The organism is Halobacillus sp. ABD4_316 (assembly GCF_056161385.1).
Window position 1 is genome coordinate 630,919 of the sequence record NZ_JBSWZA010000002.1, and the last position, 17,590, is coordinate 648,508.

Here is a 17,590-nt window from a genome sequence, read left to right on the forward strand (position 1 = left end):
ACTTTAGACTCTAGCTATCTATGATTCATATTATGCAGGAGGTTCATATGAAAAAAACACATATAGGCGGCTTCTTTTTGCTGTTCGCACTTTTTGTCATTTACCCGGCCCAGGCACAGGCTGAAAAAATAGTTATCCTTGATCCGGGTCATGGAGGAAGGTTCTCCGGAACGACCGGATATTCCGGTATATCCACGGGTTATTATGAGAAGCACTTCAATTTGGAAATGTCCAAAGAAATTAAGGAAGAGCTCGAGGATGCCGGCTACGACGTACATATGACACGCACAGATGACAGCCATTTTGCCTGGAATCTGCACGATGATCTGCAGGCGCGTCTGGATATCGCCCACGACGCGGTGAATGGAAACAATGATAACTCAATCTTTTTGTCTGTGCACTCGAATGCACTTCCATCCAACCCGTATATGAGAGGGTATGAAACCTATTTCTTTGATATTGATGAAGGGATTAACAAGACCTATCCGCCATCCGAGGAGCAGATCGAATATTCACCGGAAAGTAAGCGGCTGGCTTACACCGTCCATGAAAACATTCTTGATGGAGCCCCGTTGAAAGAAGGGCGCGGCCTTGTCCCATCCGACTTGTATGTTACACGGAACGCCCACATGCCGGCAGCTCTTTTAGAGTTCGGTTACATGTCCAACCCGGATGAAGAAGCCCTGATTAAAACATCGTCCTTCCAGCAGAAAGCAGCGGAGGCTGTCGTTGACGGTGTCAATGCCTATTTCCAAGTGTATGAAGTGTACGACATGGACGGCGAACGGCTTGAAATCTTTTATGATCAACAGGACGCGATCGATTACGCCAAAGACGAAGCCAACGTCTATGTTCTTGATAAGTACACGCAGGAAAAAGTCTATGATAATACGAAAAAACGGTATGGCGCTTATCATTCCAACCAGTCTTCTGTAACGAAGCTGTTCGTGAAAAAAGAAGACGCCATCGACTATGCCGATGACTGGAAGAATATGCGCGTCGTTGATAACGAAGAAGGCGAAGTCGTCTGGAGCAACTACTTGGACAAAAACTATGTCGTCGAGCATTCCAACAAAGGGGCCCTGTACGAATCCTACAACCTTGATGATGCTGTCACTTATGCGGTGAAGTGGAAAAACACATCTGTTTTGGATCAAGCCCAGGACGAAGTGATCTGGAGCAACTATCTGGATAAAGACTACACGGTTTCCCATTCTGACAAAGGTGATCTGAAATCCTTCTACCGCGAACAGGAAGCGGTCGCCTATGCCGAGCAGTGGAAGAACACGAAGGTAATGAACGATGGAGATGTGGTCTGGTCCAATATGGATGACAGCTACAACTATTCGTTTGAAACGACTGTACTTGCCGGTAAAGACCGGATGAAGACAGCGATTGAAGTGTCCAAGCAGCTGTATCCGAATGGGCTGGACGGAGAAAAAACGGTCGTCCTTGCGACAGCGTTTGAGTTCGCCGATGCCTTGTCTGCCGGTCCGCTCGCTGCTCAGTATGACAACGCTCCGATTCTGTTGAACCGTGACGATGAACTCAGTGACGATGTGAAACAGGAACTGCAGCGGCTGAATACGAAAAACGTCGTTATTCTGGGCGGGACGAACGCCATCTCTGAAGGCATTGAAAAAGAGCTGAAGCAGAGCTATAACGTCGACCGCATCTCAGGATCCACGCGTATCGAAACGAATCTTGAAATCAATGAAAATCTGAAAGGCGCAGAAGGTGTGTTTGTTGCATCAAGCACCAGCTTCCCCGATGCCCTGGAAGCCTCTTCTGTCGCAGCAGCCAATGGCTGGTCCATCGTTTTGACAGGAGAAGATGAAATCAGCAGCGACAGCTTGAAGTACTTGACCGGGAAAGAAGTCGTGATTCTCGGCGGAACCGCTGTAGTTTCGGAAGATGTTGAAAAACAGCTTGTCGAGGCGAACGGAGCGGATCGTGTGGAGCGTCTGTCCGGAGCGACCCGTTATGAAACCGTTGCGGCTACACTCAAGTACTTCCAGGATGACATGAATTCCGATACCGTCCTTGCGGCGACAGGTAAGAACTACCCGGATGCGTTAACAGCTTCGGCGCTGTCCGCGAGAACGTCCGCACCCCTCGTACTCGTTGGGGACAAGCTGAACCCTGAGCTTGAAAAACAACTCGATTTATACGGCGGGGAAAACGTCGTCGAACAGCTTCAAGTCATCGGAGCTGTCGTGGATGAGGACAGCCAGAAACAAATCGCTGACCACTTAAACTAAATCAATCAGTACTTTTTTGAACAAAGGAGAGGGATTGGATGAAGAAACTAAGCTTTATCGCCCTGTTCTTTGTTCTTCTGCTTTCAGCCTGTTCCGGCACCGATGTCGACCAGGCTGAACAGCTGGAAGAACCAGAGAACAGTGAAACGGAACCAACGGAAGAAGAGACACCATCAGAAGACACCTCGTCAGAAGAAACGCCTTCAGAAGATACGGAGGAAGAAGCAGAACCTTCTGAAAAGGAACAGATGGAAGAGGCTCCTGAGGAAGAAGCGCCTGCAAAGGAAGAAGCGCCGACCGAAGAGGAACCTGAAGTAGAAGAAGAGGATCCATCAGAGGAAACCGCTGCAGAGGAACCGACAGAAGAAGAACAGCCGGAAGAAACGACGGATGAAGACGAAGATACTGTCTCTTCCGCATCCGATGACTCGGAAGAAACTGAGGAAGCAGGCTCCTCCGCCGGTCTGAAGGCGTACATGCCGAAAGGGCCGATGACGAAAACATTCACACAGAACGAAGATTACAAAGTGAAACATGAAGTGGTGGATGTGAACGACCGCTTCGTCCAGCAGATTGTGACGTTCGGAGACATGGTGACCCTGCAGATTCTTGAATTCACAGAAGGCAGAATTGCTGTTGTCTACCAGGAGTCCAACCCGGAAGATACGTCCAGTCAGCTTGATTCATTTGAAGCGCATGAAACGATTGATGTTCTTGTTGATGCCACCGGCAGCTCCGAGAACTTCCAGATTCTTGATGAAGCTCAGACGACCGCTACACCCTATGGAGAATTTGAAAATGTGTTCGTTGTTCAACGAACGTCCGGTTCCAAGGTGACATCGATGTACCACTATGCCCCTGAGTACGGCCTGATCCGTGAAAAGGTCGAGGACAAAGGGGACAACGGCTATACGATGACATCAGAACTGACGGAGATTCAGGAATAAAAAACGATAAAAGGACGGATGAGTGTGAAGAGACTATTAACTTGCATTTCTGCTTTTCTATTGGCATACCTGACCGCCCCAGCCTTTGTTAGTGCAGAAGATTCCAACACATGGATCGTCGAGGAGAGCGAAGCTTCCTTTGAAATCAATGACTCTGTGACCGCTGACGTTGAAAACAAAGAACTTGAAACGAACCTTTCTGTAACCAAAGAAGGGAAAGAACTGCTTGAAGAAACGACACAGCTCAGCACGATTACGGATCTTATTCTTGTTGAAGAAACGCTCGTTGTCGTTTATCGCGCCGACGGGTCAGCTCAAAGTTTGTTCTTTGATGCGTACAACTTGTCTAATGGAAAGAAAGTGTTCGAATCCGAAGCCTATGACCGCTCGACATTCGAACTGTCCGGAGAAGAACTTATGATACAATATCCGATTCTTGATGAAGACAGCATCGATACAGAGCCGGAAGCCCTGGCGGAAGATGCGTTCACGATTGCCGGCGGTGACGTGACGAAAGGGAAAACAGAGGAAAAAATGTCTCTGCAGAACACGGTCACATCTCAAGCCGCGGTCAATGAAAAATATAAGAATCCGAGCTATGCCGAAATCAACCGCATCTTGACCGAAGAAGCCGAAAATTTCGATATTCCCCCGGAAATAGTCAAAGCGATTGCCTATCAGGAAAGTGGCTGGCAGCAGTACTGGGATCCGGGCCGCACGCCTGTCACCCATTATCAAAATTCCTGTACGCCTTCAAAAACACGAGGAATTGCCTGGGACGGAACGAACCTGAAGCTTGGTTATGACTGTATCGGAATCGGCATCATGCAGGTGTCCGACTACCGCTTCATTGAGAACGACCAGGAAAGAAAAGAAGAAGTGTACAAGCTTTCCACTGATATCCGCTACAACATTCGTGAAGGGCTGAAGATTCTTGAGTCCAAGTGGAACTATGCCAACTACGATCTTATTCCTACGGTCAATGACGGCGACCGTGATGTGATTGAAAACTGGTATTTCGCTATTTTAGCTTATAACGGCATTTCCGAGCGTAACAACCCGATTACGAACGGGTATATTGCCTATCAGGAAAAGATTTATGACCGCATGCGCAACTATGGATTGTTTAACGTCACCCCATTCCCGACGCACAAGCTGAACCCTTATCAAGACGGCATCATGCGTTTTGAAGAAAGCAACGTGGAAACAACCGGACCTCTTCATACGACGAAGCATGATTTCGGTACGGGGGAAAAAGTATACGTAACCGCAGGAAGTCTAAATGTGCGCAAAGCACCAAACAGTACAGTTGTCACAAGCCTGAAACGCGGCGAGCAGGTCACAGTGACCGGCGCCCCGGTCGGCTATGACAGCAACACCCAGCACTGGGCATGGTACCCGGTGAAAACGACAAGCGGGAAAACCGGCTATGTCGCCTCCAGCTACCTGTCTGCTACACAGGAGCCGGACAGCTACCGTCTTTCCGGGATCAACCGTTATGAAACAAGTACCGCCCTGTCCAATTACGGCTGGCACTGGAACGAACCGAATGTCGCAGTGATCGGACGCGGGGATCTGCCGATCGACTCCCTGACTGGAAGTGTACTGGCCGCTTATCACAACTCTCCGCTTCTTTTGACACAGACGGACCAGCTTCCAGCAACCGTGGAAAAAGAACTGGAACGTATGGACCCGACGAAGATTTACCTTCTTGGCAGTGAAGGAGCGGTTTCCGCTTCTGTTGAAAACCAGCTGAAGCAGAAATACGGCTCTTCGAATGTCGAGCGCTTGTCCGGAGCCAACCGCTTCGAAACCGCTTATGAAGTTGCCGACGAAGTAGCGGATGAAGTGAACGTCGATGAAATCTTCATCACAACCTCTGATGAAACATCAACGGACGCCCTTTCCATCGCCCCATATGCCGGCGATGAGAACACACCGATCCTTCTGACACTTCCGTACAAGCTTGAAGACAACGTCATCAATTTCATCCGTGAAAACGGCGTGGAAAAAGCGACGATTGTCGGCGGAACAGGGGCTGTCCACCAGACCGTTGAGAACCAGCTGAAAGGTATCGTCGACACGGTCGAGCGTGTGAGCGGACCTGACCGCTACAGCACAAGCGTGCAGATTGCCGAGAAGTACTTCAACGACCACCGCCTGGAAGAGGTGTTCTTCGCCCAAGGGGAGGAAGTCGTCGATGCTCTTGCCGGCTCACCGCTCGCCGCTTCCTACGAAGCACCGATTCTGTTGACGAGAAAAGACAACGTACCATCAACCGTGAAGAATTACTTGAACCATCTGCCGATCAGCCCGGAGAACTACTACCTGGGCGGAAATGCTGCCATTTCCGAAGAGGCCGAGGTGGAGCTGGAAAGTATCCGCCGCTGATATAATAGAAGAAAACCGGCTGTTCTCTTGAGGAGCAGCCGGTTTTTTTGCGTTGATGGTCAAGTTTGCGGCCGGATATCGGTCGGAGCGGTGGGTTTATCAGTCTTTCTGCGCGGATATCGGTCGAACCGCGGATACATCAGTCAAATCCGCATTATATCGGTCTTATTGCGAATATATCGGTCGCCACCCCTGCGCAGCCACCGCCCTTCATAGCACATATCAACGAAAATTCGCCGATATCAATGATTCTGCGGATATATCAATTATTCTCCGCATTTATCAATGATTATCCGCGTATATCGATTATTCCGCTCATATATCAACGAATCCCACAAAAGATCAACAACCCCCACATCCCCGCCAATCCACCCCAACCCCCACCCCACTCAGGTCGCATGAGCTTCTGCCCATATATGGAAAAGATATGACTAGACGATTACGATTCGTTTAAGGTTATGGTAAAATCAACAAGTATGGATTATAGTGTTACATAGCGAAATTTGTTTGATTTTAGCAAACGTGAAAGAGGTATTTGTGTGAAATCTAAATTAGGCTTAGCGAGCATACTGTTTATCGGCGCCACCCTGATCCTGAAGGTCTCCGGACTGATCCGGGACATGGTCATCGCCTACTACTTCGGGGCAAGCTACGTGGCGGATGCGTACCTGGCTGCCTTCATTATTCCGAATATGCTGATTTTATTCATGCAGAACGGGATGAAGAATGCGCTCGTTCCGAGTTATATCCAGGCGGCGGAGGAACAACGCGGCCGCTCCCATCTGGGACAGGTCTTCAAAGGAACGGCCGGACTTGCTCTTGTTCTTTCGATTATCGGAATGGCCATCGCACCAGTGCTGATTCCGCTCCTGTATCCGGATTTCAGTCCGGAAGCGAGTCAGATCGCCATCTGGGTGACGGTCATCTTCTTTGCGTGTATATCGTTCGTCGGCATGAACTCGGTGCTGGAGGCGTTCTTTGACGCGGAAAACAAGTTCTCCCTGTCGATCGTTTCTCAAATCATCGTCATTTTAAGCTCGATTGCCGGTGCATTCCTATTTGCCAACCAGATCGGGGTGTACTCGCTGGCGATCGGTTATGCGGTAGGTACCGTCCTATCCCTCATCTTCAAGGCGTTCATCGTCGTTCCTCAGAAGTCGTTGACGCTGAAGGAGAAGTTCGACTGGCCGGAAGTGCGCCAGTTTTACTGGATCTTCCTGCCTGTAGGACTGACGGTTATGGTCGGCCAGGTGAACCTGCTTGTCGGCTCGGTCTTTGCCAGCTACCAGGGCGAGGGAGCGGTCATGTACATCAATACGGCGAAGAACTTCGTGCACATGCCGCAGGCGATCTTCGGGGTGACGATTGCGACGATTATCTTCCCGTTATTATCTAAAGCGATTACAACGAACGATACCGGGCAGTTTAAAAAGGGTATCGAAAAAGGGCTCACAACGATGTACCTCGTGTTGATGCCGTCGATCATCGGCATGATGCTCTTGATGCCGAACTTGATCGAGCTGTTGTATGAAGGCGGGGCCTTTGATAACAAGGCGACTGAAGCCACGACTCAGGTTGCGTATTTCTACTTCGGTTCCGTCCTGTTCTTCAGTCTAAACAACATTATCAACAAAGGCTTTTATACTATGAAAAAGGGCCACCTGATCCTCATGATCAGTGTCGGTTCCATCTTATTGAACGTCGTCTTTAACTTCGTATTTGCCGAATGGCTCGGCTACCTCGGCATCCCGCTTGCGGCATCTGTGATGGCGCTCTTCTATACAGGGGCATGCCTCATCGTTTTCACAAAGCTTGTCGGAGGACTCAACTTCAAGTCCATCCTCATCGATTATTCGAAAATCACAGCCGCAGCCGCGCTTATGACGGGAGCCGTCCTGGCGGTCAAACCGCTGATTTCAGGACTGCCGAACCTGTTCATTATTATCATCGTCGCCGTTGTCGGCGCGGTTGTCTTTGTCGGAGCCGCTTTTGTTATGAAGTCGGACGCCTTTATGTTTCTACTCCATAATGTTACGAAACGGAAAAAGAAAGGAGCAACGTCATGAGTCGTAAAGAATTGTTCATGAACGCGGTGCGTCCGGTCAACGCACCGATGACGAAATTCATCCTCGGCCGTCACTATAACGCAGACCTGATGGCGCTGAAAAATGAACCGGTCCAGAAGGTGCTCGTCCTCGCCCCCCATATGGACGACGAAACGATCGGGCCGGGCGGTACCCTCCGCCAGCACGCCGATCAGGGAGCGGAGGTCCATTGTGTGTTCATCACGGATGGAGCGAGCAGCGTCTCGGAGATGAGTGCGGAGGAGCTGAATGCCAAGCGCCGCCAGGAAATTGACAAGGTCAAAGGCATCCTCGGACTGACGGACGTCGCCTACTTGAATCTTCCGGACGGCGGTGTATCAAGCACCCCGGATGCGATTCAATACTTGAAGGAAAGGATCGAAACCCTGAGCCCGGACATCATCTACACGACCCCGTTTATTGATGCGCATACCGATCACAGTGCCACCGCCAAACTGCTCAGCGATACGCTGAAGCGGATGGATAACGTACGCTCGAAAATCCGCATGTATGAAATCAACTGTGCCTTCCCGCCGGATTCGATCAACTGCCTCGTCGACACGTCCGAGCAGCATGAGAGGAAAGTGGAGGCGACGGAAGTGTTCGATTCCCAGGCCATCGCTTTTGACGGCTTCCTGGAGCTGAACCATTACAAAGGAAAACTGGCGTCTGATCCTGTAGAGACTGCGGAGGCGTTCATCGAATGGGACAAATCCAACTTCGTGAAACACGTCGATGTGCTCGATCAGATGGGCTATGATTTCCCGGAGAAGTTCAAGCAGGTCAACCGCACCGATACACTGCTGTGGGCGATTTTCAAAAACTACGCCATGAAGAAGGATTTGTACCGCAAAACCATCAACTAATCATCATAGAAAAGAGGTGTCCCCCATGCCTATCCCATGGAGAAAACTATACTTCGTGTTCGTCGCGCTTGCGCTTTTCTTCATCGGCGCAGCTCTCGATAACACGGTGATCGATCTACTGATCATGCTGTTCTTCGCCGGCTACGCGCTCTTCAAGCCGAAGAACTCGCTGCTGATCTTATTTACGTATTTCCCGATCCGCCCGTTTCTGCTGGAATTCAACCCGGCATTAAAAGGGATCGGCGACATCATCATCTTTGCGCTTTTATTCCGTGTCCTACTCATGTACCGCAAGGATTTAAAAAAGCTGTTCCAGTTCTACTGGTTTGAATACGCCTTTTTCGGCTTCCTTATTGTCGGAGCGGTATCGGCGTACCTGACCGGTGTATCCCTGACAGCGATCATCTTCCAGATCCGCGGCTTCCTGCTGTTTTACCTCGTGTTCTACATAGCAAGAAGGCTGCACATCACGAAGGAAGACATCAACAAGTTTATTCTCACGACGCTGATCATGACCTTCCTGATCTGTATCCACGGCATGGTTGAAAAGCTGTCCCTACGCGGCGTCTTTCTCCCGCAGAGCTGGCAGGATATGCCGCTGTCCGCAACGAATCGGATCCGTATTTACGGAATGACAGGAAACCCGAACGTGCTGGCGTATTACCTGTCCTTTTCCATCATCATCATCATGTACTTCCGCAACCGTTTTACAGGCAAATGGCTGTGGCTCACCTACGTTTCCCTTGCCTGTCTGTTCGGCGTCTGGAGTCTCACGTATTCACGTGGAACATGGATCGCGTTCGCGCTTGCGCTTGCGATTTACGTTGTTGTAGCAAGAAAGTGGAACTTCCTGAAGCCGCTGCTCATATCGCTCGCCGCCGGTGTAATTCTTATCGCTGTGCCGGTCAGTATCGGAACGTCGATCGTCGAGAACACCGACTTCGGAAAAGAGAAGAAAGAGAAGCAGTCGCAGTATGACGACAGTGAAGGAAGCTTCAAAGACCGACTCGGCTCAACGATCGATAAAGAAACACGTGAGCAGTCGAGCCAGTCCGGACGTATTTGGATTGTCAGCAAAGGCTTTGAAATTTATCTCGATCATCCGATCATCGGGACCGGCTTTGCTACGTTCGGGGACGGGGCGACATTGAGCTATGATTCACCGATCTACGATGACTACGGCATTGAACGGGAGTTCTTCTCGGACAACCAGTACATCCAGATCATCACCCAGACAGGGGCCGTCGGTGTCATTTTATTCGCCATCTTCCTGCTGAACATGCTGTACCACATTTGGAAAAAGCGGAACGAAACGCTGCTCGGTCCGGTGCTCCTCGCTGTTCTGCTTGCGGCCTATGCCGCCGGGATGGTGTACAACATCTGGGAAGGCGATTCGTTCACGATCTTCTACTTCGCCATGCTCGGCTACCTTTTGAATATGCGGCCGGAGCATGAATATGACCTCTAATCGAGGAGGGCGCTTATGAGTAAACGTGTGCTCGTCATCAGCAACATGTATCCGAGTCACCGCACACCGACGTACGGCATTTTTGTGAAAAATCAGGTGGAGGCCCTGAAGGAAAAAGGGATCTCCGTTGATACCGCCGTCAACCGTGATAACCGCGGAGGGAAAGGCAGCCTCATCCGCAAGTATGTGATTTGGCTTTTGAAAATCCTTGCCCGCTTCATTACGAAAGGGCGGTCGTATGATGTCGTGCATGCGCACTACATCTTCCCGAGCGGCCTGCCCGGACTGTTGTTCAAGAAGCTGTTCAAAACGAAGCTGATCGTCACCTCCCACGGCGGTGATCTCGATCAGATGGCGAAAAAAAGCGGCCTGATCAAGAAGCTGACGAAAAAGATCCTTCATGAAGCTGATCACGTCATCGTTGTGGGCAAGGCATTGAAATCGGAAGTGATCGACGGCTTTGGGGTCGCGGAAAACAAGGTGTCCCTCATTAATATGGGGGTCGACCGCCGTGTCTTCCAGCCGGTCGACAGTACCGAAGCGAAAAAAGAACTCGGGCTGAACCCGGATCATTTTCACATCCTGTTTGTCGGCAACCATATTAAGGCGAAAGGGCTCACCGAGCTTCTGGAAGCCGTACAGAACATCCAGAAGCAGAATAAACAAGTAGAGCTCCACCTCGTTGGAAGCGTCAAAGAAGAACGTTACCTCCAGGAATTGAAAGAGAGCGTCCAGCAGGAAAACAGCTCCCTCGTTCATTTTCACGGACCGAAAGACCAGCAGACGGTCGCCACATGGATGGCAGCGGCGGATGTGTTCACCCTGCCGTCCTACATCGAAGGCTTCGGTCTCGTCGCTCTTGAGGCGATGTCGTGCCACACCCCTGTGGTCGGGTCCGATGTCGGTGGTCTTTCCTACCTGCTGGCGGATGATCACGGTGTGCTCGTTGAGCCGAAGAGTGTGTCTTCCTTACAGGCCGGCCTGCAGCGGGTGATGGAGGATGAGCTCTTGCGTAAGCGGCTGATCGAGAACGGCGAACAGGCAGCCGAGGAAAGCGATACGGAGCGGCTGCTAAATGAAATCATTGATCTTTACAACCGTGCATAGCCTGCCGGTTTAGATGAACCATAAGGAAGGGAAGCGGACGACGGCTTCCCTTTTCTTTCACCTCGTTTAAGGTGGATTACTTACATAATCCTCTGACATGTTTTATACTATAGGCGGTGTAAATGAATCGTACAGAGAAACAGGAGGTAACAGGAAAATGGACGAACAAAGCAACCAAAGTCAGCTTGGAATCGATTCCGCTCAGCTTATGGATGATATGACTTTCGTATTATTCGGAGCCAGCGGCGATCTTGCCAAACGTAAAATCTATCCGGCTTTATACAATTTATATGTCGAAGGAAAAATGCCGTCCTCTCTATCTGTCGTAGGCTTAGGCCGCCGGCCGTATTCCCAGGAGGACTTCCGTGAAATCATCAAGGAGTCGCTGTCTACGTTCTCCCGTAGAGAAGCGGATCCCTCCCATATGGAAGAGTTTCTGGAAAGCTTCCGCTACTTCATCTTTGACGCAATGGAACCACAGTCGTACGCCGACTTGAAGGCTTTCATTGAAGAGCGTGAAACAGAGAAATCCATTCCACAGAACCGTCTGTTCTACTTATCTGTGGCGCCGAGCCTTGTCGAGCCGATTACGGCATCGCTTCAGAAGAGCGGCATCACAGAAACCGACGGCTGGAAAAAGCTGATCGTGGAGAAGCCGTTCGGCAGTGACCTGCATACCGCCCGTCACCTGAATGCTGAATTGAGAAAAGCGTTCGATGAAGAAGAAATCTTCCGCATCGACCACTACTTAGGCAAGCCGATGGTGCAGAACCTGGAATCGTTGATCCGTCCGAACCCGATTCTGAAATCCTTGTGGAACCATGACCAGATTGCCAACGTACAGATTACCGCCAGTGAAACCGTCGGTGTCGGTACACGTGCGGGTTATTACGATAAATCCGGAGCGATCCGCGATATGGTGCAGAACCATTTGTTACAATTAGTGATGATGACCGCTCTTCACCACCCGGAAAAGCTGTCCGCCAAGCAGATCGAAGAGAAGAAATCGGCGATCATGCAGGCACTGCGTCCGGTTGATGAGGGCAATATCCAGCAGGATATCGTCCGCGGTCAGTATGAAGCAGGCGAAGTGGACGCTCAGTCCGTTGTCGGCTATCACGAGGAAGATGGTGTCGAAGAAGGATCCAACAACGACACGTACTTCGCTGCCCGTCTGTACATCGATAACGAATACTGGAAAGGCATTCCATTCTACATTCGTACCGGAAAGCGTCTTAGCCAGAAATCGACCCGCATCATCATCGAGTTCAAGAACGAAGTCGAGGATGAGCCGGATTCCGAAGGCGCTACATCCAACCTGCTTCTTATTGAAATCAACCCGAACGAAAGCATCGGTCTGCGCGTCAACCTGAAGGATGACGGCAACGAGAAATTCGAACCAGCCTACGTCAACTTCACGAAAAACCTGGATGAGCAGCCGGAAGCGTATGAAAACCTGTTGAATGACGCCATGGCAGGAAACGCGACGTACTTTGCGCACTGGAACGAAGTGGAGCTTTCCTGGCAGTGGATTCAGCCGATTCTTGAGGCCTTCGAAGCCGACGAGCTTCCGCTTCACACGTACAACGCTGGATCCCACGGACCTGAAGCAGCCGAGAAACTGCTGAACGAAGACGGCTATACCTGGTGGGAAGTATAAATTACGGATAGAGAAGGGGACTGATTGAAACATGGAGAAACAGAACATCGGTGTCATTGGTTTAGGAGTCATGGGTGCGAACCTTGCCCTGAACATTCAAGATAACGGATATAAAGTATCAGTGTATGACTACTGGACAGACCGTGTCGATGAGCTCGTCCAAAACAAAGAAAACACCGGCAACGTCAGCGGAGCCTACAGTGCCGAGGAATTCGTGGCTTCTTTGGAATCCCCACGCAAAATCCTTATGATGGTCAAAGCCGGTGAAACGACCGACAAAGTGATCGAAAGCCTTGTGCCTCACCTTGATGAAGGCGACATGCTGATCGACGGCGGAAACACGTATTACGAAGATACCGAGCGCCGTGCCGCCTACTTAGAAGAAAAAGGCATCCACTTCATCGGAACCGGTTTCTCCGGCGGGGAGGAAGGCGCGCGCCGCGGTCCTTCCATCATGCCTGGCGGACCAATCGAAGCGTACAAAGAAGTGCAGCCGATCTTTGATGCGATTGCAGCGAACGTTGAAGGTACAGCATGTGCGGCCTACATGGGACTCGGCGGTGCCGGTCACTATGTGAAAATGGTGCACAACGGTATCGAGTACGGCGATATGCAGCTGATCTGTGAAGCGTACTTCATTATGAAGAACGTCCTCGGCCTGTCTGCTCAGGAGCTTCACGAAGTATTCAAGGAGTGGAACGAAGGCGAGCTGGACAGCTACCTGATCGAAATCACGGCCGACATCTTCACCAAAGTGGACGAAGAAACAGGCAAGCCGTTGGTTGAAGTGATCCTCGATACCGCCGGCCAAAAAGGAACCGGAAAATGGACGAGTAAGAGTGCCCTTGATTTAGGTGTACCACTTCCGATCATTACCGAGTCTGTATTCGCCCGCTTCATCTCTGCAATGAAGGAAGAGCGTGCGAAGGCAAGCAAGTACTTGACCGGTCCTGAAGTGAACTTCACCGGCAACAAGGAAGAAGCGATCGAATCGATCCGCAAAGCGTTGTACATGAGTAAAATCTGCTCCTACGCGCAAGGATTCGCTCAGATGCAGTCCATGAGTGAAGAAAAGGGCTGGGATCTTCAGTACGGCGATATCGCCATGAACTTCCGCGGCGGCTGCATCATCCGTGCGCAGTTCCTGCAGAAGATCAAGGAAGCGTATGACCGTGAAGACCACCTGTCCAACCTGCTGTTGGACCCGTACTTCACAGACATCGCAACAACGTATCAAAAAGAACTCCGCGAAACGATCGCACTTGCGATCCAGAACGGTGTTCCAGTACCGGCGTTCTCCAGTGCGCTTGCTTACTACGACAGCTACCGCACAGAGAAACTCCCTGCGAACCTGCTTCAGGCGCAGCGTGACTACTTCGGTGCCCACACGTACAAGCGTGTCGACAAAGAAGGAACGTTCCATACGGATTGGATGAATATCTAATAAACGAAAACCCAGGCCAAGCGCCTGGGTTTTTTTATGCTGTCGAGAAACTATTAGCAGTTTACGGCCACGTACCGCTTATCGGTGGGTGCCTGCCGCGGGCCCGGCCTCAGCTAACTTGGTCAGGAATCCCACCTGTCCAAGTGGATCTTCGGCTCGTGCTGTTCCCGCAGGCGTCACCACCGAAAGCTCAGCGTAGCATCAACGGCGCCCCATTTAAAAAGAGTGGTTTTCTTTTACTATGAAAAGAATACATAAAAGTGAGGGCTTCCATGTTAGACCGTCAATGATCCATACCTTTCACATATCCTTAGTTTTCAGTGCCCCGCCCGTCGTCGGGGTTTTGGTGTGTAAATGTGTAAAAATGCCATTTTGTGGTATAGAAGAACTATATAAACGTTGGGAGATGAGAGTATGAATGAAAAGATGCCTGCAGGGTTCGGGGTGAGGTTGGGTGCATTGGTTATTGACGGACTTTTAGTAGGTATTGTCATTGCTGCCCTGAATTTTATCGTTTTTCAAGGTTTTAGTCAGGACAATACTGCTTTTAACTCTATTGCAACCGTCTACTACGTCGTTCTGCCTGCGCTATGGGTCGGATACACAGTAGGCAAAAAGGCCGTCGGTATAAGGATTGTGAAAAAGGATGGCACAGATGTAGGATTCGGACGGATGATATTGAGAGAGTTTGTCGGTGGAATTGTCTACGCCGTGACTTTCGGCATTGGAGTCATTGTCAGTGCGTTCATGGTCGGAATCCGTGAAGACAAGCGCGCCATCCATGATCTCATCGGTGGCACGTATGTGACGCATCGTGAACCGGAAACATCAAGTGCAGGTCAGGCGGTTGAAAGCTCAAATATCTGAACATAAAAAAAGGAGACGACCTGAGGTCGTCTCCTTCTACTGTGGAAAAGTGTTATCTTATACGTGTTTTTATCATTATTCACGTTCCGCTTATCGATGGGTGCTTGCCGCGGGCACGGCCTCAGCTAACTTGGTCAGGAAGACCATCTGCCCAAGTGGATCTTCGGTCCGTGCTGTTCCCGCAGGCGTCACCACCGAACGCTCCTCGTGACTTCAACAGCCTGAGGTTCGTTCTAAAGCTGTTTTTTATTCCGATTCTGTTTCTGTGCTTTCGGATTCCTCAGCTTTCTTTGCAAACACGGCACTGACCTGTTTGTTGCGGTTCATCGTTACGGACGTGCTGGCGCTCGATCCTGTGACATCCCCTTCCCAGCGGACGAAGGTGTAGCCTTCATCTGGTACGGCCGTGACAGAAATGGACTGTCCCGCCTTCACCGTTTTATTGGACGCCTGAATCGTTCCTTCACCGATGACCGACATTGTCAAAGAGTATCTCTCTGGCTCAGGTTCCGGTTTTGGCTCCGGCTCAGGTTCAGGTTCAGGTGTTGGTTCGGGATCAGGTTCGGGTTCCGGCTGAGGCGCGGATTTTCTTTCAAAGTTCGCTGCCACAACCTTGTTGCGGTTCATCTTCAACGTGATGGAGGATGAGGAGGAACTGGCATCCCCGCTCCAGCCGGTGAAACGCCAGCCATCCGCTGGGATTGCAGATAAGCTTACGTTCGTTCCGTCTTCGAACTGGCTGCCAGACGCACTTTTCTGGATACGCCCCTGGCCGTTGATCGCCACATTCAAGGAATAGGTTTCTACAGCTTCTGTCTGTTCTTCTTCCTCTTCCTCGGGTTCCTCTTCGTCTGTTTCTTCATCCACTTGTGTAAAAACAGCACGGAGCGTTTTGTCTTCATTCATCGATACAACGATATCGGAGGTTTCTGCAGTGAGTGATCCTTCCCAGTGATCGAATTCCCAGCCGTCAGCGGCACGGGCACGAAGCGACACTTTAGCGAGGTGTTCAAAATCTGTTTCCAACGTGTCCCGGACGATTTCGCCTTCTCCGGTCTTAGCCAGCGTCAAGGTGTGTTTGACAGGCTCAAAGACAGCTGTCACATTCATATGGTCTTCCACTGTCAGGTTCACTGGATTCACTGCACCATCAAGATCATTTTCCCAGCGGACGAATTCATATCCTTGAGCCGGGTGAGCCTCTATCGTAATGTCTTCGCCGACACTATAGCTTTCCTGATCAGGATAGACCGTAACGGTTCCCTGACCCTGGGATTTTGTTTGAATGATTTTAGATGACCCTTCGACAAAAATGTCGATTTGTTCTTCAAAATCTTCGAAGCGGAAGGTCAGTACATCCTGACCTTCTTCTACTGCAGTCAAAGTGGCTGTCTGATCCTGCTGCACATCCAGTTCAAACAGCTGCTTTTCGATCGACCATTCGGGTTGGATGTTCATTTCTTCTCCGGCCGCATCATACCCGGTCACCGATAAGTCGAGGGTTTCTCCAACCGCGAGTGGTTCGATTTCTTCCGGTGTCACTTCAACCCGATCCAACAGTTGATCTACGACTTCCACTTCCATATCTTCCGTGTAGGATTCCCACTCGGCAGTAACCACTACCTTACCGAGTTCTTCTGCAGAAAAAGTCGTCCCTGTGACGCCTTCAACTGTGACCAGTTCACCAAGGCTGTCTTCTTCCTTCGTCCACTGCGCCTCAAGAGGAATGAACTTTCCTTCTTCACTCTTCCACGCTAACTGCAGATCACGTTCATAGCCTTTCTGGACACGGGGTCTTTCCGTTTGTATGGAAATTTGAGATTCCAACGTTTCCATGGCTTGTTTGACAGCATCTGCATCGTTTTCACTGTATTTGATACCTTTTTCTAACAAGCTGTACGCTTTTTCTACATCTTGCAGCTGAAGCTGGATGTCGGAGGATTTTGTATACAGCTTTCCTTCTTCCGGTGTTTCATAGATCCCGTCCGACAAAGTCTTTACAGCTTTTGAGGATTTCTTTACTGCGACAAAAGCATCCGCAAGTCCCAGTCTTGCATCTACAAATGCCGGGTCTTTCTCTAATACAGATTGATATAAGTCAATGGCTTCTTCATAGTTTTCCTCTTCCAGAGCCGCCTTGGCTTTTTCATATGTACTGTCCACAGAGTTTGCGCCAACGCCGTTCATAGTAAAAAAGACTCCCGCACCAACAGCGAGCACTGCGATGACAGCAATGATGAGCACTTTCTTGTTCAAATGGTTCCCCGCCTTTCCTTCATACATAGGTTAAATGTCTCTTCATTATACAGGAACAGATGAAAGATTTGGTAAATGTCCCGTTAATTTGTCTAATAGAGCAGAATAATAAACATTCAAATTAAGTGATTTGAACTAATTTCGACAAAATTCTAAATAATGGATAGCGTCATGCCGATACTTTAACAAGATGTGGTACAAGAGGTTTGTTAACATTTTGAAAAAATACGCAATCCTCC

Annotated in this window: 11 protein-coding genes; 10 read left to right on the top strand and 1 reads right to left on the bottom strand. The window is 50.1% G+C overall.

Annotated elements, in window-relative coordinates:
- Nucleotides 1-47 precede the first annotated feature (47 nt).
- The 10 genes from ACXAJH_RS10180 (at nt 48) to ACXAJH_RS10225 (ending at nt 15,095) form a co-directional block, all read left to right on the top strand.
- Nucleotides 48-2,261, top strand: a complete 2,214-nt coding sequence (locus tag ACXAJH_RS10180; protein ID WP_474993786.1) for a cell wall-binding repeat-containing protein — start codon at nt 48-50, stop codon at nt 2,259-2,261.
- 38 nt (nt 2,262-2,299) lie between these two features.
- On the top strand, nt 2,300-3,208 hold the full coding sequence (locus tag ACXAJH_RS10185) for a hypothetical protein (protein ID WP_474993787.1): 909 nt from the start codon (nt 2,300-2,302) through the stop codon (nt 3,206-3,208).
- A 24-nt stretch (nt 3,209-3,232) separates the two neighbouring features.
- Entirely contained in the window at nt 3,233-5,599 is a 2,367-nt protein-coding gene (locus tag ACXAJH_RS10190) for a cell wall-binding repeat-containing protein (protein ID WP_474993788.1), read from the top strand.
- Nucleotides 5,600-6,138: 539 nt separating this feature from the next.
- Nucleotides 6,139-7,665, top strand: a complete 1,527-nt coding sequence (murJ, locus tag ACXAJH_RS10195) for a murein biosynthesis integral membrane protein MurJ (protein WP_474993789.1) — start codon at nt 6,139-6,141, stop codon at nt 7,663-7,665.
- Nucleotides 7,662-8,549 carry a PIG-L deacetylase family protein gene (locus ACXAJH_RS10200; RefSeq protein ID WP_474993791.1) on the top strand — a complete coding sequence of 296 codons (888 nt, stop codon included), beginning with the start codon at nt 7,662-7,664 and terminating at the stop codon, nt 8,547-8,549. Before murJ ends, ACXAJH_RS10200 begins: the two co-directional genes overlap by 4 nt.
- 25 nt (nt 8,550-8,574) lie before the next feature.
- Nucleotides 8,575-10,017, top strand: coding sequence for an O-antigen ligase family protein (locus tag ACXAJH_RS10205; RefSeq protein ID WP_474969651.1), 1,443 nt, complete (start codon nt 8,575-8,577; stop codon nt 10,015-10,017).
- Between the two features lie 15 nt (nt 10,018-10,032).
- Nucleotides 10,033-11,124 (top strand): glycosyltransferase, encoded by a 1,092-nt coding sequence (locus tag ACXAJH_RS10210; RefSeq protein ID WP_474993793.1) that lies wholly within the window; start codon nt 10,033-10,035, stop codon nt 11,122-11,124.
- Nucleotides 11,125-11,332: 208 nt separating this feature from the next.
- Entirely contained in the window at nt 11,333-12,784 is a 1,452-nt protein-coding gene (zwf, locus tag ACXAJH_RS10215) for a glucose-6-phosphate dehydrogenase (RefSeq protein WP_474994128.1), read from the top strand.
- 31 nt (nt 12,785-12,815) lie between these two features.
- The gene (gndA, locus tag ACXAJH_RS10220) at nt 12,816-14,228 is read left to right on the top strand and encodes an NADP-dependent phosphogluconate dehydrogenase (RefSeq protein WP_160836548.1); all 1,413 of its coding nucleotides are present in this window, start codon (nt 12,816-12,818) and stop codon (nt 14,226-14,228) included.
- A gap of 414 nt (nt 14,229-14,642) precedes the next feature.
- Complete coding sequence (locus ACXAJH_RS10225; protein ID WP_474993795.1) at nt 14,643-15,095, top strand: RDD family protein; 453 nt, start codon at nt 14,643-14,645, stop codon at nt 15,093-15,095.
- 246 nt (nt 15,096-15,341) lie between these two features.
- On the opposite strand, the gene ACXAJH_RS10230 is transcribed toward ACXAJH_RS10225, so the two are convergent.
- Complete coding sequence (locus ACXAJH_RS10230) at nt 15,342-17,378, bottom strand: InlB B-repeat-containing protein (RefSeq protein WP_474993797.1); 2,037 nt, start codon at nt 17,376-17,378, stop codon at nt 15,342-15,344.
- Between the last annotated feature and the right edge of the window lie 212 nt (nt 17,379-17,590).